A 25243-nucleotide genomic window follows, 5' to 3' on the forward strand; every position below is an offset into this window, starting at 1 on the left:
ATGGCGTGTGAATGCCGCTGGGCTCAGGCGGCCTGGCGTGCGAACAGCGGCTGGGTGTTCACCGCGTCGGCCTGGTAGAAGCCCGAGAAGCGGTCGAACTGGCGCTGGGCATCGGCGATGTCCACGCCGGCACGCAGCACGGCCACGTCAATGCCGCTGCGGCTCATCTGCACCAACTGGTCGATCAGCACATCGCCGGTGGCGCGGATTTCGCCGGCGAAACCCAGGCGACGGCGCAACAGGTAGGCCTGGCTGTAGGCGCGGCCATCGGTGAATTTCGGAAAGTTCAGATCGACGCGGGTCACGCCGTCCAGCGACAGGGTTTGGGGGTCAACGGTGTTGTCCAGCACCAGCACGCCGGCTTGGCCTTCCGCGCTGGTGTGGTCTTTGGCTTCAATGATCTTCATGGTCTGACTCGCAGGTGTTGGGGGCTCAGGCGGCCACGTGGGCGTGGGCCGGTACGGCGCGGGCGGCGTTGGCGGCAAGCTTGAACGGGTCATGGCCGACGCGGCGCAGCGTGGCGATGAAGGTTTCGCCGTTGACGCGCAGGTCGCGGTAGGTGCTGAGCACGGCTTCGACCACGTCCGGGACTTCGGCGGCCGAGAACGAAGGCCCCACCACCTTGCCGGGCACGGCCGTGCCGCTCAGGTCGGAACCGTCCGAGCCGCCCAGGGTCACCTGGTACCACTCCTTGCCGTCCTTGTCGACGCCCAGGATGCCGATGTGGCCGGTGTGGTGGTGACCGCAGGAGTTGATGCAGCCGCTGATGTGCAGGTCGATCTCACCGAGGTCGTCGAGTTCGTCCAGGTCCTGGTAGCGCTCGGTGATGGCTTCGGCCACCGGGATCGAGCGGGCGTTGGCCAGGGCGCAGAAGTCGCCGCCCGGGCAGGCGATCATGTCGGTCAGCAGGTGCACATTGGGGCTGGCAAAGCCCGCTGCACGCGCGGCGGTGTACAGCGCATGCAGTTCGCTGGCCGAGACCCAGGGCAGCAGCACGTTCTGGTCGTGCGTGACGCGGGCCTCGCCGGCGCTGAAACGGTCCACCAGACCGGCCAGGGTGTCGAGCTGGTCGGCGTCGGCGTCGCCCGGGGCCTGGCCGCGGCGCTTGAAGGACAGGGTCACGGCGCGCAGCGCCGGGTTCTTGTGCGGGGCCACGTTGCGCGCCAGCCAGCGGGCGAACATCGGGTCGGCATCGGCGGCGTGGCGCAACTGGGTGTCCACGGCTTCGGCGCTCACCACTGGGCGATCGGCCAGGCTCGGGGGCACGAAAGAGGCGGCCACGCGGTCGTACTCGGCCTGCGGGATGGTGTGGGCGCCGCCATCGTGCTCGACGATGGCCTTGAACTCGGCTTCCACGTCATCGAAATAGCGCTGGCCCTCGGCCTTCACCAAAATCTTGATGCGGGCCTTGTACATGTTGTCGCGGCGACCGTAGCGGTTGTAGACCCGCACCACGGCTTCGAGGTAGTTCATGATCTGGTTCCAGGGCAGGAACTCGCGGATCACGGTGCCGGGGATCGGGGTGCGGCCCATGCCGCCGCCCACCAGCACGCGAAAGCCGATCTCGCCGGCTTCGTTCTTGATCACGTGCAGGCCCACGTCGTGCCAGGCCGTGGCGGCGCGGTCTTCGCTGGCCCCGATGATGGCGATCTTGAACTTGCGTGGCAGGAAGGCGAACTCTGGGTGCAGCGTGCTCCACTGGCGCAGGATCTCGGCGAAGGCGCGCGGATCGGCCACCTCGTCCACGGCAATGCCGGCGCGCTCATCGCTGGTGATGTTGCGGATGCAGTTGCCGCTGGTCTGGATGCCGTGCATGTTCACGCTCGCCAGCAGGTCCATCACGTCGGCCGACTTGGACAGCGGGATCCAGTTGAACTGGACGTTCTGACGCGTGGTGAAGTGGGCGTAGTGGGTGGGCAGCTTGGCCGAACCCAGGGCTCCCTGGATCTTCAGGGCCTCGGCGTACACCTCGGCTTCGGGTTCGTCGTATTCGCGGGCAATCTTGGCCAGTACGCGCAGTTGGGCGCTGGAGAGTTCACCATAAGGCACAGCCACCCGCAGCATGGGGGCGTAGCGCTGGACGTACCAGCCGTTTTGCAGGCGCAAGGGGCGGAACTCTTCGTCGGCCAGCTTGCCGGCCTGCCAGCGTTCGAGCTGGTCACGGTGCTGGGCAGCGCGCAGCTGGACGAACTGCTTGTCGAAGTCGGTGTATTGGTACATCGTGGGTCTGCTTCTTGATTTTCAGAGGGCGATCAGTTTGCTGCCGGCATAGGCCAGCAGCAGCGATAGAACAGAGCGGATGAAACGCTCGGGCAATTTGTGGTTCAGGTGCGAGCCGATCCAGATGCCTGGGATGGAGCCCGCCAGCAGCTTGGCCAGCAGCAGCCAGTCGACCGTGCCCAGGCCCGCATGGCCCAGGCCGGCCACCAAGGTCAGCGGCACCGCATGGGCGATGTCGGCAGCCACGATGCGCTGCAGCGGCAGCGCCGGGTAGACCAGCATCAGCACCAGCACCCCGATGGCACCCGCGCCAACGGAGGTCAATGTTACCAAGCAGCCGATGACCGCGCCGAACAGCACCGGCAAGGCACCGTGCAGCGGTCGGGCCGGGTCTTTCAGTTGAGGGCCCGAGGCATGGCTGCCCTGGGTCTTGCCGAACAAGGCCTTGTACAGGGTGGCCACGGCGGTCAGCAGCAGGGCGGCACCCAGCGTGCTCGTCATGGCGTGTTGCACGGCCGGGCTGGTGGCGCCAAAGTGGTCCAGCAAAAACAGCGTGAGCAGCGAGGCCGGCACGCTGCCGTAGGCCATGTGCAGCACCACCGGCCAGTCGATGGTGCGGCTGCGGGCCAGCTTGACCGACCCGCTGAACTTGGTGCCGGCCGCGAACAGCAGGTCGGTGCCGATGGCCAGGTGCGGCTTCATGCCGAAGAAAAAAATCAGGATCGGGGTCATCAGCGAGCCGCCACCCACCCCGGTCAGGCCCACGACCAGACCAACCGCCAAACCTGCCACGATGAAAGCCAATTCTTGCATGGGGCGGTATTGTGGTGAGGGCCCTTATGGACACAAACGATTTTTTAGTTCGCGCTTTATGCGGATAAGCTTATGCGCCTTATTTCATGCGGCCTGGCGAGGAATTGGACGCGCGATCTGGATATAGAAACCGGGCCCGATCATTCGTCGCCGGCAGGGGCTTGGCGCCCAGGTGCCGGGCGGCTGGCCAGCAGGGCGCGGGCCTGCGACAAGGGCACGGGCAGGGGGTCGCCCACCAGCTCGGAGGCCAGCAGTTCCCCGCACAACAGGCCCCAAGTGAGGCCGCGCGTGCCCAAGGCGGTGCACAGCCACAGGCCCGGGCGCCGGCCGGGGTCCACCGGGCCGACCAGGGGCAGGCGGTCAGGCGAGGTGCAGCGGATACCGGCCCAAGCCTGCAGGCGCCCGGCAGGCTCACCCAGACTGGCTGCCGTGGCCGGCAGCAGCGTGGCCAGCTTGCTCAGGTTGGTGGCGTGATCCTCGGGCTTGCAAGGGGTGGGCTCGCCCGCAGCTTGCGCGGGGTGCCCGCGGTCAAAGGTCGAGCCCGTGTGCCAGCTCAGGGCCCCATCGCCCGGCAGGTGCGGGATCAGGCTGCCCTGGCCGTTCACCGGCAGCGGGGGCAGTCGGTCGCTGTCGGCTTGCTGGGCGCTGGTCAACTGGCCGCGCAGGGCTTGCAGCGGCACCTGGGGTTCGGCCAGGGCCCGGCTGCCCGGACCGGCGGCCACCACCATCAAGGCGGCTTGGGCCAGCGGTCGGTCGGTCTCATCCAGGGCCTGCCAAAGGCCGGTGGCGCCATCGTGCTGCAGTCGGGCCACCCGGCTGTCCCCCCGCCAGCGGATGCGGCCTGACACGGGGGCGGCCAGCAGGGCCTGCACCAGGCGGGCCGGGCGCACCCAGCCGGCATGGCGATGCCAGGTGGCCGGCGCGTCGGGGGGCAGGCCGGCGGCCTGCTTCAGGGCGGCGCTGGCCTCTTCGCTGCCGGTGGCTTCGCCATCGGCATCGGCGCGAGGGCCGGCCTTGCCATGCACCCGGTGCTCCAGCACGCCGCTGGGGGCCCAGTCTTCTTGCTCGGCCAGCAGGCGCAGGGCGGTTTGCCGGGTGATGCGCAGGCCGGTGCGGGTCAGGCGGGAGATGCGGTTGTCGTCAGGAGACACATGGGGCGAGAACAGGCCTGCCGGCAGGCCCGAAGCCCCGCCAGCGGGTTCGGCGCAGGCGTCGAGCACCGTCACCTGCCAGCCGCGTCGGGCCAAGGCATGCGCGGTGCCCAGGCCCGACAGGCCACCACCGATGACCACCGCATCGCGTGCCGTGTCTCGCGGCCAGGGCGCCACCAGAGGGGGCGAGCGACGCGGCTCCCAGGCCGGCAGATAGCTCGCTTGCAGGCCCGAGGCCTCGCTGGACAACACAAAGCCCAGCCGCTTGAGCCCCTCGCGCAGTTCAGGGGTGTCTCGGTCGGCCCTCAACCGGGTGCCACGCCGGCACAGCCTGGCCAGGGCCTTGAGCAGGCCCTCGTCCCAGGGTTCGGGGCCGGTGGGGGCGGTGGTGGCTGTGGGGGAGGGATGGCACCAGCAGAGGCTGTCGGCCTCCAGTTGCAATTCGCGCAGCGTGTCGGGCAGGGGCCCCACACACAGGGTCAGTTCAAGCTGCCCCTCCTCGAAGCTCAGGCGATGAAAGCCCGGCGCCAGGCCCCACCATTGGGCGCACAACTGTTGCGCCTGCGGGCTGTTGTCGCCGGTGCGGGCCAGGTGTTGCTGCAGGCCTGCCAGATCGACGGGGCTGGGCTCGATGGCCACCACGTGCAGGTGGGCCGGGCGCCGAGGGTCCTGTCGCCAGGCTTGCCAGCGGGCCAGAAAAACCTCGCCCAGGCCAAAGCGGGTCTGCAATTCGACCCAACGGGGCTGGCCTTGCCAGCCCGGGGTGTCATCAGGAGGGAGGGGGGAGCGGTCGGAAATGGTTCAGGTCCTCAGGCCGAAGGGGGCACGTAGCCTTGGGCCACGTCGGCGCCGCCGCCGAAGAAATGGCTTTCCATCTGGCGCACCAGGTACTGGCGGGCGCGCGCATCGGCCAGGTTCAGGCGGTTTTCGTTCACCAGCATGGTCTGTTGCTTGAGCCAGGCGGCCCAGGCTTCCTTGCTCACGCTTTCCCACAGGCGCTTGCCCAGTTCGCCGGGGTAGGGTGGGAAGTCGAGGCCTTCGGCTTCCTTGCCGAGCTTGATGCAGTTGACCATGCGTGCCATGTGGGGATCCTTGTTGCGGTGTTCGGTTCAGTGGAGCAGAAGGGGCGGCGCCAGAGGCCACCCCGGATTCGGCGCCGATTATCCCATCGGATGCCTGTCCCCTCAGGGTGGGGGTGTTCTGTACCAACAGGGGTTTTGCGCTGTGTCAGTCAACAGAAATCAGATAAATAAATGATTTCTTATGCGTTTGAGTTTGAAGCAGGTGTTTCCAGAATCGAGCCCAACTTCAACCCCCGCCGCAAAGAACCCATGTCTGTTTTATTGATCGCCGGCAGCCCGTCGGCCCGTTCCCGATCCCAGGCCCTGCTCGACAGCGTGGGCCATCGCCTGCAACGCCGCGGTGCCCAGGTCGGCAGTGTGCTGGTGCGTGAACTGACGCCACGCTCGCTTTTGCTGGCCGATGTGTCCGAGGCCAGCATCGCCGCAGCGGCCGATCAGGTGGCCCAGGCGTCGGCCATCGTGGTGGCCACGCCCGTCTACAAAGCCGCCTACAGCGGCTTGCTCAAGGTGTTTCTGGATCTGCTGCCGCAGACCGCCCTGAAGGGCAAGACCGTGCTGCCCCTGGCCACCGGCGGCAGCCCGCACCACATGCTGGCGCTCGATTACACGCTGCGGCCGGTGCTGCAGTCACTCGCGGCGCGCCACATCCTGCCGGGCGTGTACGCCACCGACGCCCAGATCACCGTCACACCCGAAGGCGCCTACCAGGTCAGCCCCGAGATTTCGGACCGCCTCGACGACGCCGTGGGCCTGCTGCTGGCCGAGGCCTATGAGCGCAGTGCCGCTCCCTTCGAATTCGAACCCATCCCCTTTGCCCAGGTGCGATGCAGCGTCTGAGGTCTCCGTGCTTGCCCCCGTCACGGGTCTGAGCTGAATCCCCCTATTGAAAGAAATCCCATGAGTTCCTCCCTCTCGTCTTTTTCCGCCCACCGGCGTCAGGCCCTGGCTGCCGCCCTGGCCCTGGCGGGGTCTGCCGCCTCCTTGCCGTCCTGGGCACAGAAAGCCGACAAGGTGTTCCGCATCGGTCACCAAAAAGGCTGGCTGTCGTTGCTCAAGGCCCGTGGCACGCTGGAAAAGCGCCTGGCCCCCCTGGGTATCAGCGTGACCTGGACCGAGTTCAATGCCGGCCCGGTGCAGCTGGAAGCCCTCAACGTGGGATCGATCGATTTCGGCGACGTGGGCGAAGCCCCGCCGATCTTTGCCCAGGCCGCCGGCGCGCCGCTGGTCTATGCCGGTGCCACCGTGCCGCGACCGGGCGTCGAGGCGGTGGTGGTACCCAAGGATTCGCCCATCCGCAGCGTGGCCGATCTCAAGGGCAAGCGGGTGGCCTACAACAAAGGCTCGAATGTGCAGTACTTCCTGGTCAAGCTGCTGGAGAAGCACGGCCTGAAGTACAGCGACGTGCAGTCGGTATTTCTGGCGCCGCCCGATGCCCGTGCCGCCTTCGAAAAGGGCGCGGTCGATGCGTGGGTGATCTGGGACCCCTTCCTGGCGGCTGCCCAGAAGACGCTGGACGCCCGCCTGCTGGCCGATGCCAAGGGCGTGGTGAACAACCGGGCCTACTACTTCACCTCGCGCGACTTTGCCACCCGCCACGCCGAGGTACTGCGCATCGCGATCGAAGAGATCAACACCATCGAGCAATGGATCTCGAAGAACAAGCCTGCCGCCGCGGTGGAGTTGTCGGCCGTGCTGGGTCTGGACAAGAGCATCACCGAGCTGTTCCTGAACCGCGTGGCCTACGGCGCAGCGCCTGTCACCCGCGACATCCTGGCCGAGCAGCAGTCGATTGCCGACACCTTCTTCGACCTCAAGCTGATCCCGCGCAAGCTCAACCTGCTGCATGCCGCACCGGTTGATCTGTGAGGGCGCGGCGACCCCACCCTTGATCTGAAAGGCGTTTCCATGAGCGCAGAGCTGTCCGATACCACTTCCCGTGCCTGGCGTGTGTTGTGTGTCACTGCGGCCGATTGGGGCTTGCCCCCGCCGGTGCCGGAGGGCGGACGCCTGCTGCACCGGCGCCCCCCGCAAGCCCTGTTGTCACGTCGGCGCCGGCGCAGCCACGAGCGCTTGCAGACCCCGATCCTGTGGTCCACCGGCGCGGCCTCGCATTGGCCTTTGCCCGGTCTGGCCTGGTAGGCGCCGCAGAGCGCTGCTTCACTCACCCCCTGGAGTTCTTTCATGAAGATTTTCTGGTTCATCCCCACCCATGGCGACGCACGTTACCTCGGCACGCAAAAAGGTGCCCGTGAGGTCAGCCTTGACTACATCCAGCAGGTGGGCCGTGCGGCCGACAGCCTGGGCTATGAGGGCGTGCTGATCCCCACCGGGCGCTCCTGCGAAGACCCCTGGGTGGTCGCCTCCAGCCTGATCCCGGTGACGCGCCGGCTCAAATTTTTGGTCGCGGTGCGCCCGGGCCTGCACCAGCCGGCGCTGGCCGCGCGCATGGCTGCCACGTTTGACCGCCTCTCGGGTGGGCGCTTGCTGATCAACCTGGTCACTGGCGGTGATCAGACCGAACTCGAAGGCGATGGGGTCTACCTGAACCATGCTGAGCGCTATGAGCAGTCGGCCGAGTTCATCCACATCTGGCGTGAGATTCTGACCCGCAGCCATGGTGATGAGACCTTTGACTACGCCGGCAAGCACTTGCGGGTGAACGGCGCCCGTTTGCTGTACCCGCCCTTGCAAAAGCCTTACCCGCCGATCTACTTTGGGGGCTCGTCCGAGGCCGGCCACGAACTGGCCGCCACGCAGACCGACACCTACCTGACTTGGGGCGAGCCTCCGGCCGAGGTCGCCAAGAAGGTGGCCGATGTGCGGGCCCGCGCCGCCCGTCATGGCCGCGAAGTGAAGTTCGGCATCCGCCTGCATGTGATCGTGCGCGACACCGAGGCCGAGGCCTGGGCTGCCGCCGATTCGCTGATCAGCCACGTCGACGATGCCACGGTGGTGCGGGCCCAGGCGGTGTTCGCCCGCATGGACTCGGCCGGCCAACGCCGCATGGCCGAGTTGCACAAGAACCCGGCCACTGCCGAAGGCCGCAGCCGGGCCGCGCTGGAGATCAGCCCCAACCTGTGGGCGGGCGTGGGCCTGGTGCGGGGTGGTGCCGGAACGGCCCTGGTAGGCAACCCCCAGCAGGTGGCCGATCGCATTCAGGAATACGCCGCCCTGGGCCTGGAGAACTTTGTGCTGTCGGGCTACCCGCACCTCGAAGAGGCCTACCGCTTTGCCGAGCTGGTGTTCCCGCTGCTGCCACAACGCTTGCGCGACGCGCTGGCCGCCCCGCTGGCGGGCGGGCCGCGTGGCGAGGTGGTGGGCAATCTGTATGTGCCGCAGGCCTCGGCCAGCTGAAAAGGTGTTTTAAATGACGTCACCTGTCCGTGAACTGAACGTAACCCCCGTGCCTGAGGTCTTCGACGCGCCCGGCCTGGGCTTCTTGAATGCCGCTCAGAGCGGGGCCCCGGCGCTGGCCGCGCTGCTGCGCCTGAGCCGCCAGCTGGGCCAGCGCCTGCTGCCCTGGCTGGTGCCGGTGGCCCTGATCGTGGGCTGGCAGATCGCCTCGGCCCAGGGCTGGATCTCGACCCGGGTGCTGCCCGCGCCGCTCGATGTACTGAAGGCCGCCTGGACGCTGACAGCGTCTGGCGAGCTGTGGACCCACGTCAAGGTCAGCGCTGGGCGGGCCCTGCTGGGCCTGGCCATCGGCGGCGGCCTGGGCCTGCTGCTGGGCTTGTTGACCGGCTCCGTGCGCTGGGCCGAGACCCTGCTCGACTCCACGCTGCAGATGGTGCGCAACATCCCGGCGCTGGCGCTGATCCCGCTGGTCATCCTTTGGTTTGGCATCGATGAGTCGGCCAAGCTGTTTCTGATCGCGGTGTCGGTGTTCTTCCCGATCTACCTCAACACCTTTCACGGCATCCGCAATGTGGACCCGGGCCTGATCGAGATGGGCCGCACCTACGGCCTGGGGCGCTGGGCGCTGTACCGGCAGATCGTGTTGCCCGGCGCCATGTCGTCCATCCTGGTGGGCTTGCGCTTTTCGCTGGGCCTGATGTGGGTGATCCTGATCGTGGCCGAGACCATTTCGGCCCAGGCCGGCATCGGCTACCTCACGATGAATGCGCGTGAGTTCCTGCAGACCGACATCGTGCTGGTGGGCATCCTGCTGTATGCCTTGCTGGGCAAGCTGGCCGACCTGTTTGCCAAGGGCCTGGAGCGCTACTGGCTGCGCTGGCACCCCGGCTACCAGAAGAGCGCCTGAGCCAGGACGAATCGAACGAATCACCCCACGGACCGCTGACATGAGCACCTCTTCATCCAACACCTCCTCGGGCGGCGTGCGCCTCAAGCTGCGCGGCCTGACCAAACGCTATGGCGAGCGCGAAGTGCTGCGCCAGGCCGACCTGAGCATCGAACCCGGCGAATTTGTGGCCATCGTGGGCCGCAGCGGCTGTGGCAAGAGCACCTTGCTGCGCCTGGTGGCCGGCCTGGAGTCGGCCACCCGGGGCCAGCTCGACATCGATGGCCGGGCCGTCAACGGCCTCAACCCCGACACCCGCATCATGTTCCAGGATTCGCGCCTGCTGCCCTGGAAGCGCGTGCTTGACAACGTGGCCCTGGGCCTGCCGCCCGAGCAGCGCCCGCGTGCCGAGGCCGTGCTGGCCCAGGTCGGTCTGGCCGAGCGCGCCCAGGAGTGGCCGGCTCGCCTGTCGGGCGGTCAACGCCAGCGCGTGGCCCTGGCCCGGGCCCTGGTGCACCAGCCGCGTCTGCTGTTGCTGGACGAGCCGCTGGGCGCGCTTGATGCCCTGACCCGCATCGAGATGCATGAGCTGATCGAGGGCCTGTGGCGTCGGCACGGCTTCACGGCCCTGTTGGTCACCCACGACGTGCAAGAGGCCGTGGCCCTGGCCGATCGCGTGATCCTGATCGAGGATGGTGCGATTGCCCTGGACGAGCGCGTGGCCCTGGCCCGCCCGCGCTCGCGCGGCGATGCGGCCTTTGCCGCGCTGGAGAAGCGCATCCTGGACCGGGTGCTGCAGCACGAGGCGGCCGAGCCTGAAGCTGCCGACCCGCAATGGCCGGGTGTGCCGGCCCATGGGCTGCGTTGGGCGGTTTGAGCGCCAGACCCAAGAAGGGCAGGGCCAAGCCTGCGCCCCTCTTCAGTCTTTCAGATCGATTGCGTTATATGAACACGGGTTTTAATGACGTAATTAAATAATATTTAGCAATCAAGGGGTAAACCCTTAAATTCGACGCCTTCCTCTGGCCTCCCGCTGGGGTGACAGACCGTTGAACAGGGTTTCATGATCGATTTAGAAGGTATCTACCAGACCTACCCCGGCCCACAAGGCCCGGTGGAGGCCTTGCGCGGCATCGACCTGCGCATCGCGGCCGGCGAGGTGTTCGGCATCATCGGGCGCAGTGGCGCGGGCAAAAGCTCGCTGGTGCGCACCATCAATCTGCTGAACCGCCCGGTGCGGGGCAGCGTCAAGGTCGCAGGGCGCGATCTGCTGGCCCTCAACGACGCCGAACTGCGCGAGGCCCGGCGCGACATCGGCATGATCTTCCAGCATTTCAACCTGCTGTCCTCGCGCACGGTGTTCGACAACGTGGCCCTGCCGCTCGAACTGGCGGGCTGGGACGCCCGGCGCATCCGTGACCGGGTGGCCCCGCTGCTGGAGTTGGTGGGCCTGGCGGCCTTCAGCGATCGCTTTCCGTCGCAGCTCAGTGGTGGGCAGAAGCAACGTGTGGGCATTGCGCGAGCCCTGGCCAGCCAGCCCAAGGTGCTGTTGTCGGACGAGGCCACCTCGGCGCTCGACCCCGAGACCACCCGTTCCATCCTGGGTCTGCTGCGCGACATCAACCGCGAGCTGGGCCTGACCATCGTGCTGATCACCCACCAGATGCAGGTGATCAAGCAGGTGGCCGACCGGGTGGCCGTGATCGATGCGGGCCGCATCATCGAAAGCGGACCGGTGCTGCAGGTGTTCAGCCAGCCTCAGCAGGCGCTGACCCGCAGCCTGATCGAAGACGTGGTGCCCCAGGCCCTGCCCGAGGCCGTGCGCGAGCGGGTGCGCGCCCAGCTGGCCGCGGACCCCGATCACAGCGCCCGCCTGTTGCGCCTGGTGTTTGCCGGCGCCGAAGGCGAGCGGCCCATCCTGTCCGAGGCGGTGCGCCGCTTCGACCTGGACCTGAGCATCGTGCACGGTCAGGTGGATGAGGTGCAGGGTGAGCCCTTCGGCTCGCTGTCGCTGCTGGCGCGCGGCCCGGCCGGCCGGGTGGCTGAGGCGGTGACGCATTGGCGTCTCGCCGGCCTGCAGGTGGAGGAGTTGAGCCATGTTTGATCGCTTCACCGCCGAGCTGCTGCAGCTCATGCTGGATTCGTTTTGGGAGACGGTGCTGATGGTGGGCATTTCAGGCCTGCTGGGCACCCTGATCGGCCTGCCATTGGGCGTGTACCTGCGCCTGACCGACGCCGGCGGGGTGCTGGAGAACCGCTGGACCAACCGCCTGGTGGGCACGGTGGTGAACGCCGTGCGTTCCACCCCTTTCATCATCCTGCTGGTGGCGGTGATTCCGCTGACCCGCTTGCTGACGGGTTCGTCCATCGGCACCGCGGCCGCCGTGGTGCCCTTGACGCTCGCTGCCGCCCCGTTTGCGGCACGCCTGATCGAGGCCTCGCTGCGCGAGGTGGATGGCGGTCTGATCGAGGCCGCCCAGGCCATGGGGGCCAGCACGCGGCAGATCGTGTTCAAGGTGTTGCTGCCCGAAGCCCTGCCGGGCATCGTGGCCGGCATCACCATCACCCTGGTCAGCCTGACCGGCTACTCGGCCATGGCGGGCGCCATCGGCGGCGGCGGCCTGGGGGATCTGGGCATCCGCTACGGCTACCAGCGCTTTTTGCCCGAGGTGATGGCTGTGGTGGTGCTGGTGCTGATCGTTTTTGTGCAGGCGCTGCAAAGTGCCGGCGACTGGTTGGTGCGCCGCCTGGCCCACCGTTGATGAACCCCTGGGGGGGCTGACCGCCCCCCTGTCCCCTGTTTCTACCCGCTCTTTCTCACAAGGAAATCCCATGAACAAGCGTTTTGCCCTCAAATCCCTGGTGCTGGCTGCCGCCGCACTGTCCACCGGCCTGACCCTGGCCCAGGACAAGCCCCTGAAGATCGGCGTCACCGCCGGCCCGCACGCCCAGATCATGGAGCAGGTCAAGAAAGTGGCCGAAAAAGACGGCCTGAAGATCCAGATCGTCGAGTTCAGCGACTACATCCAGCCCAACGCCGCCCTGGCCTCGGGCGACCTGGATGCCAACAGCTACCAGCACAAGCCTTTCCTTGACCAGCAGGTGAAGGACCGCGGCTACAAGATCGTGTCGGTGGGCTACACCGTCAACTACCCGATCGGTATCTACTCGAAGAAGATCAAGGCCCTGAGCGAGCTCAAGCCCGGTGCCCGCTTCGGCCTGCCCAACGACCCCACCAATGGCGGCCGCGTGCTGCTGGTGTTGCAGGATCAGGGCCTGATCAAGCTGCGCCCCGAGGCCGGCCTGAAGGCCACCCCGCTGGACGTGATCGACAACCCGAAGAAACTCAAGTTCATCGAACTCGAAGCCGCGCAACTGCCGCGGGCCCTGGATGACCTGGACGCCGCCGCCATCAACACCAATTTCGCGCTGTCGGCCGGCCTGACCCCGGGCAAGGACGCCATCGCCCAGGAAAACGCCAAGAGCCCTTACGTGAACATCATTGCCGTGCGCGAGCAGGACAAGGACAAGCCCTGGGTGGCCAAGTTGCTCAAGGCCTACCACTCGGAGGAGACCCGCAAGTTCATCCAGACCGAGTTCAAGGGCTCGGTGCTGGCGGGCTTCTGAGCGCCCTGAGGTCTGAAGACATCACGGACTTCGCATAAGCAAGCAGGGAAAACGTCGTACGCCGACCCCATGGTCGGTGTTCCAATCGGTGCACCCCCGTGGGGGGGCATCGATGACCGGGGAGGCCGGTCCGTTCACTTGCTCATAGAAAGCCCGAGATGTCTTCTGAAAACTGGAAATTCGAAACCCTGTCGGTCCATGCGGGCTATTCGCCCGACCCTACTACCAAGGCGGTGGCGGTGCCCATCTACCAGACCGCGGCCTATGCCTTCGACAGCGCCCAGCATGGCGCCGATCTGTTCGACCTGAAGGTCCCGGGCAACATCTACACCCGCATCATGAACCCCACCACCGACGTGCTCGAAAAGCGCGTCGCAGCCCTGGAGGGGGGCATCGGTGCCCTGGCCGTGGCCTCGGGCCAGGCGGCCGTCACCTACGCCATCCAGACCATTGCCGAAGCCGGCGACAACATCGTGTCGTCCACCGCGCTGTACGGCGGCACCTACAACCTGTTTGCCCACACGCTGCCGCAGTACGGCATCACGGCCCGCTTTGCCGACCACCGCGACCCGGCCAGCTTCGAGGCACTGATCGACGAGCGCACCAAGGCCGTGTTTGTCGAATCGCTGGGCAACCCGCAAGGCAACGTCACCGACATTGCCCGCGTGGCAGAGATCGCCCACCGCCATGGCGTGCCCCTGATCGTCGACAACACGGTGGCCACGCCCTACCTGCTGCGCCCCTTCGAGCATGGCGCCGACATCGTGGTGCACTCGCTCACCAAGTACCTGGGCGGGCATGGCACCAGCATCGGCGGCGCCATCGTGGATTCGGGCAAATTCCCCTGGGCTCAGCACAAGGCGCGCTTCAAACGCCTCAACGAGCCCGACGTCAGCTACCACGGTGTGGTCTACACCGAGGCCTTGGGGGCCGCCGCCTACATCGGCCGGGCCCGCGTGGTGCCCTTGCGCAACATGGGCGCAGCCCTGTCGCCGTTCAATGCCTTCCTGATCCTGCAAGGCATCGAGACCCTGGCGCTGCGCATGGACCGCATCAACGAGAACACCCTGAAGGTGGCCCAGTTTCTTGAAAAGCACCCCAAGGTGGGTTGGGTCAACTACGCCGGCCTGCCGGGCAATGTGGACCATGCGCTGGCGCAAAAGTACCTGGATGGCAAGCCTTCCGGCCTGCTGACCTTTGGCGTCAAGGCCAGCAGCGGCAGTGGCCGAGAGGCCGGGGCGCGCTTCCTGGATGCGTTGCAACTCTTCACCCGCCTGGTCAACATTGGCGACGCCAAGTCACTGGCCACCCACCCGGCCTCGACCACTCACCGCCAGTTGTCGCCCGAAGAGCTGAAGAAGTCGGGCGTCGGTGAAGACACCGTGCGCTTGTGCGTGGGCATCGAGCACGCAGACGACCTGTTGGCTGACCTGGCCCAGGCACTCGATCAGGTCTGAGGAGGGGCACTTCAGGAGGGGCGTCTTTACAAAGCGTTAACGTCGTGACGGTTTCGGCATAATTGATACCGTCATGAAAAAAAACGTCTCCATTGCACTGGGTGGGGCTCTGACCGCGCTGGCCCTGGTGGCCGCCTGGGATGGCGTCACCTACCTGCGCCATGCGAACCCGCCGTCCATGGCTTCGGTTCACCGCCCCCTGACCTCCTTCAATGTGAACCCCGAGTGGGTGCTGGAGGGTAGCCCGAACTTCCGTGCCACCGAGATCAGCAGGTCGCCCGACGGGCGCACCACCACCGGGCTGTGGGCTTGCGACGGCCCCAGCACCTTCGAGTGGCAGTTTGGTGTCGATGAAACTGTGCACCTGCTTGAGGGCTTGGTCGAAGTGAAGTACCAGGGACGCGAATTCACCCTCAAGCCGGGCGACACCGCCACCTTCATCGCCGGAACGCGAGCGGTCTGGCATGTGCCCCAACACGCGCGAAAGGCCTTCAGCCTGCACGAGCCCGGGCGCCTGGTGCGGGCGTTCAGGCGCTTGCAACGGCCTGACTGAGCACGGCCGAGCGCAATTGGGTACAAAAAAGCCCACCGCACGGATGGGCTGGTGGGCTTGTGGGGGGGCAGGGCGGCCGATCAGGCCGCGCGCCATCAGGCCAGGGCGGTGGCCAGGTCTTTCTCGGCAGAGGCCAGGGCTTCTGCCTTGACCTCGGGGCCCATGTTCAGGCCTTCGGCACGAACGATGCGCACGTCGGTGATGCCCAGGAAGCCGAACACGGTCTTCAGGTAGCTTTCCTGGTGTTCCATGGCATTGCCGGCTTCCGAGATGGAGTACTTGCCACCCCGTGTCGACACCACGACCACGGTCTTGCCACCGGCCAGGCCTTGGGGGCCCTTGTCGGTGTACTTGAAGGTGCGGCCCACCTGGCAGATGCGGTCGATCCAGGCCTTGAGCTGGCTGGGGACGCTGAAGTTGTAAAGCGGGGCACCGACCACGATCACGTCGGCCGCCAGAAATTGCGTCACCAGGGCTTCCGAGATGGCGTTTTCACGTTGTTGCACTTCGGTCAGCGCGCTGCCTGCGGGCAGACGAAAGCCCAGCGAGTCGCCGTTCAGGTGGCTGGGAGCTTGCGCGGCCACATCCAGGTAGCTGACTTCGGCGCCCGGGTTGCGTGCTTTCCACTGGGCCACGGTCTGAGCCGTCAGTTGACGCGAAACCGAGTTGTCGCCGAGCACGCTGGAGTCAATGTGAAGCAGTTTCATGGAATCTTCCTTCGAGGGTAGAAAAGGGCCCGTTGGGCGGTGTGTGAATTGTCACCGGCGCGCCAATTGCTGATAAGCCAGCATTTTTGCAATGCATTGTTCCATTGGTGAGTCCAATCGACGGGGTGCACCTTGGATGGCGGTTGCAAGACGGCCGCTGACTCGGACGGGTTGGTGCTCTACATGCGAAATTTCGCATAAACAAACAACGAACTATTCGTTCTCGTTTTAAAGCCTTGTTCGCAGAATGCGTCCGACGCTTCTAATCAGGATGTTTGCATGACGGCTTTTGACCTTTCCGCCCAACCGGCCTGTGCCCAGGCCTTGATGGCGCGTGGCGCCCCGGTGTGGGGCTGAGGCCGTGGCCCGCTCAACCTCTGTGATCATCGTGCCGGGCTGGCGGGATTCCGGCCCCGGCCATTGGCAAAGCCTGTGGGCTGAGCGCCTGCCGGCAGCGCGTCGTGTGCGCCAGGATGACTGGATCACGCCGAGCCGGGCGGCCTGGGTGCGCACGCTGGCGGAGACCATCGAGGCCGCTGAGGCCCCGGTGGTCCTGGTGGCGCACAGCCTGGGGTGCATGGCGGTGGTGCACTTGCCTGCCGACCTGCGTGAGCGCGTCAAAGGGGCGCTGCTGGTGGCTCCGGCCGACCCGGAACGCCGCGCCGTGCTCAGTGACTTTGCCCCGGCGCCGTGTGAGCGTTTGCCATACCGAAGTATCCTCGTGGCCAGCAGCAACGACCCGTTTTGCCCGATCCGGCTGGCCGGCGCCTATGCGCGGTCCTGGGGAAGCGAGTTGGTTCGCTTGCAGGACGCCGGCCACATCAATGTGGAGTCCGGGCATGGCGAGTGGCCCTTGGGCCTGGCCCTGTTGCAATCCCTGGCGGGTGATCTGGCCCTGGGCCAACCTGTCACCCCACACCCTGTTTCCTCGACACAAGAATGACCATGAAGACAAAAATCAAACTGGCCCTGGCCACCCTGATGCTGGCGACCGGCACGCTGGCAGGCGCACAGACCACCACTTTGCTCAATGCCTCGTACGACGTGGCCCGCGAGTTCTACAAGGACTACAACGCGGCCTTCGTCGCCCATTGGAAGAAGACCACGGGCAAGGACGTGAAGATCGACCAGGCCCATGGCGGCTCCAGCGCCCAGGCGCGCGCCGTCAACGACGGGCTGGAGGCCGACGTGGTGACCATGAACACCACCACCGATGTCGACTTTCTGGCCAGCACCGGCGTGGTGGCCAAGGATTGGGCCAAACGCTTCCCGGGCAACGCCTCGCCCACCACCTCGACCATGCTGTTCCTGACCCGCAACGGCAACCCCAAGAACATCAAGGACTGGGACGACCTGATCAAACCCGGCATCCAGGTCATCGTGGTCAACCCCAAAACGGGCGGCAATGGCCGCATGGCCTACCTGGCGGCCTGGGGCTATGTGCGCAAGAAGGGCGGCACGGATGCCCAGGCGGCCGAATTTGTCAGCAAGCTTTACAAGAACGTGCCTGTGCTGGCCAAGGGCGGGCGCGATGCCACCACGATCTTTTTGCAGCGCAACATCGGCGACGTGCTGGTCACCTTCGAATCCGAAGTGGTGTCGGTCGACCGCGAGTTCGGCGCCGGCAAGGTGGATGCGGTGCACCCCTCGATCAGCATCATTGCCGAGAACCCGGTGGCCGTGGTGGAGCGCACCGTGGCCAAGAAGGGCACGGGCGAACTCGCCAAGGCCTACCTGGATTACCTGTATTCCGAAGAGGCTCAGGAAATCGCGGCCAAGCATGCCCTGCGCCCCCGCTCGGCCACGGTGCTGAAGAAGCACGCCGACGTCTTCAAGCCCATCCAGCTGTTTGCCGTGTCGGACTACTTCGGCTCCCTGGCCGAGGCCCAGAAGGTCCACTTCAATGACGGTGGCCAGTTCGACAAGCTCTACGCCCCTGGCGCCCGGTAAACCCCATGACCACTTCTGTCAGCCATGCGCCCCCCAAGCGGGGGGGCGCGAAACGGGTGCTGCCCGGTTTTCGTCTCACGCTGGGCTACACCCTGATGTACCTGGCCGTGATTGTGTTGATTCCGCTGTCGGCGCTGCTGTTCAAGACCAGCACCCTGAGCTGGGATCAGTTCTGGCATGCCGTCACGGCACCGCGCGTGCTGGCCTCGTACCGCCTGACGTTCGGTGCCTCTCTGATTGCGGCCCTGGTCAACGTGGTGTTCGGCCTGTTGGTGGCTTGGGTGCTGGTGCGCTACACCTTTCCGTTCAAGAAGATCGTCGACGCGCTGGTGGACCTGCCTTTCGCGCTGCCCACCGCCGTGGCCGGCATCTCCTTGACGGCATTGCTGGCCGGCAATGGCTGGGTGGGCCAGTACCTGGAGGCCTGGGGCATGCCGGTGGCCTTCAAGCCGGCGGGCGTGGTGATCGCGCTGATCTTCATCGGCCTGCCTTTCGTGGTGCGCACCGTGCAGCCTGTGCTCGAAGACGCTGAAAAAGAACTCGAGGAAGCCGCCACCTGCCTGGGCGCCACCCGCTTGCAGACCTTTTTGCGGGTCATCCTGCCGTCCATCGCCCCCGCCTTGCTGACCGGCTTTGCCATGGCTTTTGCGCGTGCGATCGGCGAATACGGCTCGGTCATCTTCATTGCCGGCAACATGCCCATGATTTCCGAGATCACCCCCCTCATCATCATTGGCAAGCTGGAGCAGTACGACTATGCCGGTGCCACGGCGGTGGCCGTGGTCATGCTGATGATCTCGTTTGTGCTGTTGCTGGTCATCAATGCGCTGCAAACCTGGCAGCGCCGTCATTCAGGAGCCCCGGCATGAGCGCACGCAAGCCCATCGCCCGCGTCAAGGCCGGCACCACCGAGGCCGTGTGGGTCAAATGGTTGTTGATCGGCCTGGCGCTGGTGTTCATGACCCTGTTCCTGTTCCTGCCGCTGGCCGCGGTGTTCACCGAGGCCTTGCGCAAAGGCCTGGGGCCCTTCGTTGAGGCCCTGAAGGAGCCCGATGCCTGGTCGGCCATCCGCCTCACCTTGCTGACCGCCGCCGTGGCCGTGCCGCTGAACCTGGTGTTTGGCATCGCCGCAGCCTGGTCGATCGCCAAGTTCGAGTTTCCGGGCAAGTCCTTTCTGACCACCCTGGTCGACCTGCCTTTCTCGGTGTCGCCCGTGGTGGCCGGCCTGATCTATGTGCTGATGTTCGGTGCACAGGGCTGGTTCGGCCCCTGGTTGCAGGCGCACGACATCAAGATCGTCTTTGCCGTGCCCGGCATCGTGCTGGCCACTGTGTTCGTGACCTTTCCCTTCATCGCCCGGGAGCTGATCCCGCTGATGCAGGCCCAGGGCAGCGACGAGGAGCAGGCCGCCATCGTGCTGGGCGCCAGCGGCTGGCAGACCTTCTGGCTGGTCACCCTGCCCAAGATCAAGTGGGGCTTGATCTATGGCGTGATCCTTTGCAATGCCCGCGCCATGGGCGAGTTCGGTGCTGTCTCGGTGGTGTCCGGCCACATCCGGGGTCAGACCAACACCATCCCCTTGCACGTCGAGATCCTTTACAACGAATACCAGTCGGTGGCGGCCTTTGCCGTGGCCACGCTGCTGGCCTTGCTGGCGCTGGTCACCCTGCTGATCAAGTCGGTGGTCGAGTGGCGCCACGAGAAGGAAATGCGCGACGCCGAGGCCCAGCCGCCTGAAGCCCCGGCGACCCCAACCGCCCCATCCGCCGTCCAGGCCCGTCAGGGCGCCATCGCCTGAGGAAGAAGAACATGAGCATTCAGATCCGCAACGTCAGCAAGCATTTCGGCGACTTCCATGCCCTGAAGGACGTCAGCCTCGACATCGACTCGGGCGAACTCATCGCCCTGCTTGGCCCCTCGGGCTGTGGCAAGACCACCTTGCTGCGCATCATCGCCGGCCTGGAAACCCCCGACGCCGGCAGCATCCTGTTTTCGGGCGAGGACACCACCGACGTGCATGTGCGCGAGCGCGGCGTGGGTTTTGTGTTCCAGCATTACGCGCTGTTCCGGCACATGACGGTGTTCGAGAACGTGGCCTTCGGCCTGCGCGTCAAGCCGCGCGGCGAGCGCCCCAGCGATGCCCAGATCAAGACCAAGGTGCACGACCTGCTCAAGCTGGTGCAACTGGATTGGTTGGCCGACCGTTACCCCAGCCAGCTCTCGGGCGGCCAGCGCCAGCGCATTGCCCTGGCGCGCGCGTTGGCGGTCGAGCCCAAGGTGCTGCTGCTGGACGAGCCCTTTGGTGCGCTGGACGCCAAGGTGCGCAAGGAACTGCGCCGCTGGCTGCGCCGCCTGCATGACGAGCTGCACGTGACCAGCATCTTCGTGACCCACGACCAGGAAGAAGCCCTCGAAGTGGCCGACCGCGTGGTGCTGATGAACCAGGGCCAGGTCGAGCAGAGCGGTTCGCCCCAAGAGGTCTGGGATCACCCGGCCAGTCCCTTCGTGTATGGTTTCCTGGGCGATGTGAACCTGTTCCATGGCCGGGCTCACGAAGGCCAGGTGCATCTGGAGGGCTTGCAGATCGATTCACCCGAACACGCCAGTGCGCAGAACGCCAAGGCCTCGGCCTATGTGCGCCCGCACGACTTCGAGGTCGAGCGCCACGTGCCGGGGGCCGGCATCGATGCGCAGGGCCGCCCGCGGGGCATCGTGGCCCAGCTCAGCCGGGCCATCGTGGTGGGGCCGATCGCCAGGTTGGAACTTATTCCGTCCGAAGATCACCAAACAGCGGAAAATCGCACCCAGGACACGATCATCGAGGCGCAAATCCCTGCGCAACAATACCGTGATCTGGGTTTCCGTGAAGGCGAGCTGCTGGTGGTCACGCCACGCCGCGCTCGCGTGTTTGTTGAAGGACACTGATTTGTTTTTGCTGAACTGGTTCGACCGCGCACCGCGCCTGTTGCTGGCCCTGGCCAGCGCCACTTGCCTGGGCATGCTGGCCTTCGGGCTTTACCTGCAACACGTGGTCGGGCTGGAGCCTTGCCCGATGTGCATCGTGCAGCGCTACGCTTTGCTGCTGGTGGCGGTCTGGGCCGGGCTGGCAGCCTTGTCGCCGCGCCGCGGCGGCTGGCTGGCCGGTGGTGTGCTGATCCTGCTGACCTCGGGCTTTGGCGCCTTTGTGGCGGCGCGCCAGAGCTGGCTGCAATGGAACCCGCCCGAGGTGCTGACCTGCGGCCGCGACCTCTACGGCATGATCGAGGCCTTTCCGCTGCAGCGCGTGATCCCCATGGTGTTCAAGGGCAGCGGTGATTGCTCGGCCATCGACTGGACCTTCCTGGGGGGCTCGATCGCCAACTGGTCGTTCGTGGTGTTTGTCGGCCTGGCCTTGGCTTCGGTGCTGCTGCTGCTGCGCCAACGCCGTCGTTGAGCCGTTTCAACCGTTGCGACCCCTCAGCCAAGAAGCCGCCCTTTGGGGCGGCTTTTTCACGTCTGGAGCCGTTGGCCGGTGCGTTTTTAGCGACGATCGGAGCAATACGAGGTGTTCGCTGACAAGCCAGCGCCTCCTTTGGGGCCAGAATCCGCGCCGTTCCTGCGCCGGAACTGGGTCAGTGATCCGCCGCATGACACGCACTGGAGCGCGGCACATGGCCTTGGAAATTGGTTCGGCATTTTCACTTGACGACAGCAATCTGCCTGAGGCCACGCCGGCGGCTGCGCCCGTTGGGCCGCCTCGCAGCCTGGGCTGGCAGGTAGAGCGCATTGGCTTTCCGGCCGAGTTGCCTCTGCGCCTGTTTTTCCACGATGTGCGAGACGTGGGGCTGCACCTGCATTCGGCCTTCGAGCTTTTGCTGGTGCTCAACGGCGAGGTCGAGTTGCACACCGCGATGGGCTTGCAGCGGGTACGGACGGGTGATTTGGCCCTGGTGCATGCGGGCGAGCCCCATGCCAGCCACGACCTGGGGGGTACCAACCTGGTGTTGTGCCTGCAACTGGACCCCGCCGGTGCGCGGCATGACCCGGAGTTTCGACGCCGGCGTTTTCAGATCGAGGGGCTCAACAGCGAGCCCAGCCTGCGCCCCTTGCGAGACCGGCTGCGCGGGCTGCTGGCGTCCATGATGTGGGAGCAGCGCCTGCAGCGCCCGGGTTGGAAGCTCGAAATCGAGGCCGGTGTCTTGCAAATGGTGTCGTGCCTGATCCGTGGCCTGCCCTCGGCGCTGGGGCCCGAGGCCCATCCCATGCTGCTGCCCGAGGAGGAGCAGGCCCTGGGCCGGCGCCTGCAGCGGGTCTGCCAGTATGTGCAGGACCATGTGGCCGAGCCCATCTCGGTGGGGGAGGTGGCCCAGGCCCTGGGCTGGTCGAGCGGCTACCTGGCCCGGCTGTTCAAGGCCGAGACGGGCAACACCTTCGGCCAGTTCATCACCCTGGTGCGGCTGCGCCGGGCCCTCGATGCCCTGAGTCGGCCCGTCACCGGCACCTTGCTCGATGTGGCGCTGTCCTGTGGCTTTCCCAATGCCAAGGCGTTCAACCTGGCCTTTCGCCGCGCGCTGGGTTGCACCCCAGGTGAATGGCGCCTGGCCCATCGGGTGGTCCCCGGGCGCGCTGGCAGCGCCTACGGCGCGGCGAACGAGCTGGACGCCATGCGTCTGCTGCAAGCTTATGTCCCGCCCTCGAACAGTTGAGCCTGCAGACGCCTTGCCGGCGTCGGGACCACTGAGCCTCAAGCCCTGGCAGCGTGCCTGGGTGACGCAGCAGTTGCAAACCCTGCCGCCACGTCAGCGCCTGTGGCGGCTGTTGGTGCTGGCCCTGGCCGACGGCACCCCGGAGCGCTATCAGTCCTGGGTGGCACAAGGCGTGGGTGGATTGTTTGTGCCGGGCGCCCCTGATGAGCACAGCGCCCGGTTGGTGAGCCAGCTACAGTCCCATGCCCGCTCATTGGGGCGGGCGGATGTGCTGGTCGCAGCCGACATCGAGTTTGGTGAGCACACCGGTGCCGATGGGCTGGGTTTTCCGAACGCCATGGCGGTGGCCGCCACCGGGCGCACCGTCTGGGCCCGCCGCATGGGGCAGGCTGCGGCCCAGGCGGCGCGGCGTTGCGGGGTCAACTGGGTGCTGTCGCCCGTGGTCGATCTGGACCTCAATCCGCACAACCCGGTGGTCAACACCCGCTCCTTCGGTGTCGATCCGGCCCAGGTGGCCGCCTTGTCGCGGGCCTTTGTGCAAGGTTTGCAGGCACAGGGGCTGGCCGCCAGCGCCAAGCACTGGCCCGGCGATGGCGTGGACTGGCGGGACCACCACCTGGAGCCCAGTTGCAACAGCCTGTCGCGTGAGGCCTGGCTGGCCCGCTATGCCCCGGTGTGGCGCGCCGCCATCGAGGCGGGCGTGCGCACCGTCTTGTGTGGCCACATCGGGCTGCCCGCCCTGGACGGAGGGCTGAGCCGGCCCGCCAGCCTGTCGCCGGTGCTCAGCACCGAGTGGCTGCGCGGTGAACTGGGTTTTGAGGGGCTCTTGCTGTCGGATGCCACGCTGATGGCCGGCTTTTCAGCCTGTGGTCCCCGTTGGCAGACCCTGCCTCAGGCGGTCGCTGCGGGTTGTGACATGTTGCTGTTCTCGGGGCAGCCCGAGCTTGATGTGGCGTATCTGGAGCGTGCCTTGGCCGAGGGGCGCCTGAGTTGGGCCCGGGTCAACCAAGCCCTGGCGCGGGTGCTGGCGCTGCAATGCGTGCTGGGCCTGGTACCGTCACCGCGACGCTCCGGTGCCCCCCCTTCGGTTGGGCCCGATGAGACCGCCGAACGCGACCAGGAACAGCAATGGGCCCGCGAATGTGCCGCTGCGGCCCTGACCCGGGTGCGCGACCTGGACGGCCTGCTGCCCCTGGTGCCCCAACGCCACCGCCGCATCCTGCTGGTGGAAGAGGGCGAGCGACAAACCCCCTTCGGCCAGCCCTTGCCCGATCTGCGCATGGCTGAACTGCTGCAGGCCGAGGGCTTTGTCGTGACCCGCTACCGTCCCCACACCTTGGTCGATCCCGACCTGCACGACGTGCTGATCTATGTGCTGGCCCGTGAGGCCGGCATGTGCCGGGGCAGCCTGCGCCTGGACTGGAAGCGCCTGCACGGCGACACCGCCCGCGCCATGGAGCGCCACTGGCACACCCTGCCACACCTGCTGATCTCCTTTGGCAACCCCTATCACCTGGCGGATGCCTCGGGTTGCCGCTGCTGGATCAATGCCTACTCGCCCGTGCCGGCCATGCAGCAGGCCTGCGTACAAGCCCTGCTGGGCCGGGCACCGTGGTCGGGGCGCAGCCCCGTGGAAGTGGGGGCCGCGATGGCGGCTTGGGGCGCTTTGCGCTAGCGTCCCCATGCGATTTTCACAGAGCGAACACCCTGCACACCCAGGCCGTGGGCGCGCTGTTCGAAAAGATCAGGGCCCCGACACCTCAACAGGTGCTTGAAGTCCGAGTCTTCCTGGGGATTCTCGCCCCTCAATCCCAAAGGACGTGTACGCCGGTGTCGGACGCGCCATGAAAAAAGGCCTGCTCGCAAGAGCAGGCCTTTCAACTGTGCAGTTGTGCAGTTGTGCAGTTCGGAGATCAGTAGCGTCCGCCGCCGTATCCGCCCGTGCCATAGCCAACATCCTTGCGTTGGGTGGCGGTGTAACCGGCAGCGCCGTAGCCGCCGGACTTGTTGTTATCTTCGCGCGGGCGGGCTAGGTTCACCACAATGGAGCGGCCATCGACAGACATGCCGTGCAGGCCGGTGATGGCGGCCTGAGCCACCTCAAGGGAGGCCATTTCCACAAAGCCGAAGCCCTTGGAGCGACCGGTTTCGCGGTCCATCATCACCTTGGCGGATGAAACGCTGCCGAACTCGGAAAAATTGCTTTTCAGGCTGGCGTCGTCGACGGAATAGGGCAGATTGCCCACGTAGATTTTGGTGCTCATGTTGGAGCCTTTCTGAGGTGCGGTGCGCAGCTGGTGGCACCCATTCATGATGCTGGCGGGCGCCACTGAGGCGCGCTGCAGCTGGGGGGGATTGGATCGGATCTGCCTGGAGCGAGTCGTCAGCAAACGGGAGGCGAGGCCATGCACGTTTGCAACCAGCCCTGTGTCACGGCAAAGAGCCGGGCCGCATCACGCGAGGCGAAGGCCTTGTCGAAGCGGAAAACGCGGCAGTAGCTGCCGTTGCCGAGAGAGCGGTGGACCGAAAAAGAGGCACGGAAGCGGCCGCAATCGGTCTGATGTGTCGTGGGCGAAACGACGTACTTGCCCATGGAAATGGAGGTCTTTGAAATCTGATTCATTCAGAAGCGCAGGCTCGAATCGAGCTGCGTGAGCATTGGAAACGCTGTTGGCTGCAGCTCTACAAACCAACTGGAGGGGCTGCATCAACAATGAGGCGGCGCACTCTTTTGTGTGTGGTTCCTGGTTTTTGCCAG

The 25243-nt window shown here is 66.2% G+C and carries 27 protein-coding genes; 19 read left to right on the plus strand and 8 right to left on the minus strand.

Annotation, left to right across the window (positions count from 1 at the left end; genetic code table 11):
- Positions 1-23 precede the first annotated feature (23 nt).
- The 5 genes from AC07VS_RS17185 to AC07VS_RS17205 all read right to left on the minus strand — a co-directional run bounded on the left by AC07VS_RS17185 (position 24) and on the right by AC07VS_RS17205 (position 5266).
- Complete coding sequence (locus AC07VS_RS17185) at positions 24-407, minus strand: DUF934 domain-containing protein (RefSeq protein ID WP_494655593.1); 384 nt, start codon at positions 405-407, stop codon at positions 24-26.
- A 25-nt stretch (positions 408-432) separates the two neighbouring features.
- Positions 433-2220 carry a nitrite/sulfite reductase gene (locus AC07VS_RS17190; RefSeq protein WP_494751564.1) on the minus strand — a complete coding sequence of 596 codons (1788 nt, stop codon included), beginning with the start codon at positions 2218-2220 and terminating at the stop codon, positions 433-435.
- Positions 2221-2241: 21 nt separating this feature from the next.
- The gene (locus AC07VS_RS17195; RefSeq protein ID WP_494655595.1) at positions 2242-3033 is read right to left on the minus strand and encodes a sulfite exporter TauE/SafE family protein; all 792 of its coding nucleotides are present in this window, start codon (positions 3031-3033) and stop codon (positions 2242-2244) included.
- Positions 3034-3173: 140 nt separating this feature from the next.
- Entirely contained in the window at positions 3174-4913 is a 1740-nt protein-coding gene (gene mnmC1, locus AC07VS_RS17200; protein WP_494751565.1) for an FAD-dependent 5-carboxymethylaminomethyl-2-thiouridine(34) oxidoreductase MnmC1, read from the minus strand.
- An 80-nt stretch (positions 4914-4993) separates the two neighbouring features.
- Entirely contained in the window at positions 4994-5266 is a 273-nt protein-coding gene (locus AC07VS_RS17205; RefSeq protein WP_492345248.1) for an oxidative damage protection protein, read from the minus strand.
- A 249-nt stretch (positions 5267-5515) separates the two neighbouring features.
- Here AC07VS_RS17205 and ssuE point away from each other — a divergent pair, with 249 nt between their 5' ends.
- The 11 genes from ssuE to AC07VS_RS17260 all read left to right on the plus strand — a co-directional run bounded on the left by ssuE (position 5516) and on the right by AC07VS_RS17260 (position 15143).
- The gene (ssuE, locus tag AC07VS_RS17210) at positions 5516-6103 is read left to right on the plus strand and encodes an NADPH-dependent FMN reductase (RefSeq protein ID WP_492345249.1); all 588 of its coding nucleotides are present in this window, start codon (positions 5516-5518) and stop codon (positions 6101-6103) included.
- Positions 6104-6163: 60 nt separating this feature from the next.
- Entirely contained in the window at positions 6164-7132 is a 969-nt protein-coding gene (locus tag AC07VS_RS17215; protein ID WP_494655597.1) for a sulfonate ABC transporter substrate-binding protein, read from the plus strand.
- A gap of 39 nt (positions 7133-7171) precedes the next feature.
- Positions 7172-7405 (plus strand): hypothetical protein, encoded by a 234-nt coding sequence (locus AC07VS_RS17220; RefSeq protein ID WP_494655598.1) that lies wholly within the window; start codon positions 7172-7174, stop codon positions 7403-7405.
- Between the two features lie 42 nt (positions 7406-7447).
- Positions 7448-8620 carry an FMNH2-dependent alkanesulfonate monooxygenase gene (gene ssuD, locus AC07VS_RS17225; protein ID WP_494751566.1) on the plus strand — a complete coding sequence of 391 codons (1173 nt, stop codon included), beginning with the start codon at positions 7448-7450 and terminating at the stop codon, positions 8618-8620.
- A 13-nt stretch (positions 8621-8633) separates the two neighbouring features.
- Positions 8634-9527, plus strand: coding sequence for an aliphatic sulfonate ABC transporter permease SsuC (gene ssuC, locus AC07VS_RS17230; RefSeq protein WP_492345253.1), 894 nt, complete (start codon positions 8634-8636; stop codon positions 9525-9527).
- 40 nt (positions 9528-9567) lie between these two features.
- Positions 9568-10383 carry an ATP-binding cassette domain-containing protein gene (locus AC07VS_RS17235; RefSeq protein WP_492345254.1) on the plus strand — a complete coding sequence of 272 codons (816 nt, stop codon included), beginning with the start codon at positions 9568-9570 and terminating at the stop codon, positions 10381-10383.
- Between the two features lie 186 nt (positions 10384-10569).
- Positions 10570-11610 carry a methionine ABC transporter ATP-binding protein gene (locus AC07VS_RS17240; RefSeq protein ID WP_492345255.1) on the plus strand — a complete coding sequence of 347 codons (1041 nt, stop codon included), beginning with the start codon at positions 10570-10572 and terminating at the stop codon, positions 11608-11610.
- Positions 11603-12268 (plus strand): methionine ABC transporter permease, encoded by a 666-nt coding sequence (locus AC07VS_RS17245; RefSeq protein ID WP_492345256.1) that lies wholly within the window; start codon positions 11603-11605, stop codon positions 12266-12268. The genes AC07VS_RS17240 and AC07VS_RS17245 overlap by 8 nt, the downstream gene beginning before the upstream one ends.
- Positions 12269-12338: 70 nt before the next feature.
- Complete coding sequence (locus AC07VS_RS17250) at positions 12339-13133, plus strand: MetQ/NlpA family ABC transporter substrate-binding protein (protein WP_494655602.1); 795 nt, start codon at positions 12339-12341, stop codon at positions 13131-13133.
- A gap of 158 nt (positions 13134-13291) precedes the next feature.
- Complete coding sequence (locus AC07VS_RS17255; protein WP_494751567.1) at positions 13292-14590, plus strand: O-acetylhomoserine aminocarboxypropyltransferase/cysteine synthase family protein; 1299 nt, start codon at positions 13292-13294, stop codon at positions 14588-14590.
- Positions 14591-14663: 73 nt separating this feature from the next.
- On the plus strand, positions 14664-15143 hold the full coding sequence (locus AC07VS_RS17260) for a cupin domain-containing protein (RefSeq protein ID WP_492345259.1): 480 nt from the start codon (positions 14664-14666) through the stop codon (positions 15141-15143).
- 95 nt (positions 15144-15238) lie between these two features.
- Here AC07VS_RS17260 and AC07VS_RS17265 read toward each other — a convergent pair whose 3' ends face one another.
- Positions 15239-15850 (minus strand): FMN-dependent NADH-azoreductase, encoded by a 612-nt coding sequence (locus AC07VS_RS17265; RefSeq protein ID WP_492345260.1) that lies wholly within the window; start codon positions 15848-15850, stop codon positions 15239-15241.
- A gap of 361 nt (positions 15851-16211) precedes the next feature.
- Here AC07VS_RS17265 and AC07VS_RS17270 point away from each other — a divergent pair, with 361 nt between their 5' ends.
- The 8 genes from AC07VS_RS17270 (at position 16212) to AC07VS_RS17305 (ending at position 24160) form a co-directional block, all read left to right on the plus strand.
- Positions 16212-16793 carry an RBBP9/YdeN family alpha/beta hydrolase gene (locus tag AC07VS_RS17270; protein WP_494751568.1) on the plus strand — a complete coding sequence of 194 codons (582 nt, stop codon included), beginning with the start codon at positions 16212-16214 and terminating at the stop codon, positions 16791-16793.
- Positions 16790-17800 carry a sulfate ABC transporter substrate-binding protein gene (locus tag AC07VS_RS17275; protein ID WP_492345262.1) on the plus strand — a complete coding sequence of 337 codons (1011 nt, stop codon included), beginning with the start codon at positions 16790-16792 and terminating at the stop codon, positions 17798-17800. The genes AC07VS_RS17270 and AC07VS_RS17275 overlap by 4 nt, the downstream gene beginning before the upstream one ends.
- Positions 17801-17805: 5 nt before the next feature.
- Entirely contained in the window at positions 17806-18669 is an 864-nt protein-coding gene (gene cysT, locus AC07VS_RS17280) for a sulfate ABC transporter permease subunit CysT (RefSeq protein ID WP_492345263.1), read from the plus strand.
- Positions 18666-19598, plus strand: coding sequence for a sulfate ABC transporter permease subunit CysW (gene cysW, locus AC07VS_RS17285; RefSeq protein WP_492345264.1), 933 nt, complete (start codon positions 18666-18668; stop codon positions 19596-19598). The genes cysT and cysW overlap by 4 nt, the downstream gene beginning before the upstream one ends.
- An 11-nt stretch (positions 19599-19609) precedes the next feature.
- Positions 19610-20725, plus strand: a complete 1116-nt coding sequence (locus AC07VS_RS17290) for a sulfate/molybdate ABC transporter ATP-binding protein (protein WP_494751569.1) — start codon at positions 19610-19612, stop codon at positions 20723-20725.
- A 1-nt stretch (position 20726) separates the two neighbouring features.
- Positions 20727-21233, plus strand: coding sequence for a disulfide bond formation protein B (locus AC07VS_RS17295; protein WP_492345266.1), 507 nt, complete (start codon positions 20727-20729; stop codon positions 21231-21233).
- A gap of 217 nt (positions 21234-21450) precedes the next feature.
- Entirely contained in the window at positions 21451-22485 is a 1035-nt protein-coding gene (locus tag AC07VS_RS17300; protein WP_494751570.1) for a helix-turn-helix transcriptional regulator, read from the plus strand.
- Positions 22463-24160, plus strand: coding sequence for a glycoside hydrolase family 3 protein (locus AC07VS_RS17305; protein WP_494751571.1), 1698 nt, complete (start codon positions 22463-22465; stop codon positions 24158-24160). The genes AC07VS_RS17300 and AC07VS_RS17305 overlap by 23 nt, the downstream gene beginning before the upstream one ends.
- 238 nt (positions 24161-24398) lie before the next feature.
- Here AC07VS_RS17305 and rbp read toward each other — a convergent pair whose 3' ends face one another.
- Together rbp and AC07VS_RS17315 are read right to left on the minus strand one after the other, a co-directional pair.
- Complete coding sequence (rbp, locus tag AC07VS_RS17310; protein WP_494751572.1) at positions 24399-24749, minus strand: RNA-binding regulator; 351 nt, start codon at positions 24747-24749, stop codon at positions 24399-24401.
- Between the two features lie 119 nt (positions 24750-24868).
- On the minus strand, positions 24869-25108 hold the full coding sequence (locus AC07VS_RS17315) for a hypothetical protein (protein WP_494751573.1): 240 nt from the start codon (positions 25106-25108) through the stop codon (positions 24869-24871).
- Positions 25109-25243: the final 135 nt, after the last annotated feature.

The sequence above is a fragment of the Curvibacter sp. GW821-FHT01G03 genome, from assembly GCF_059422285.1.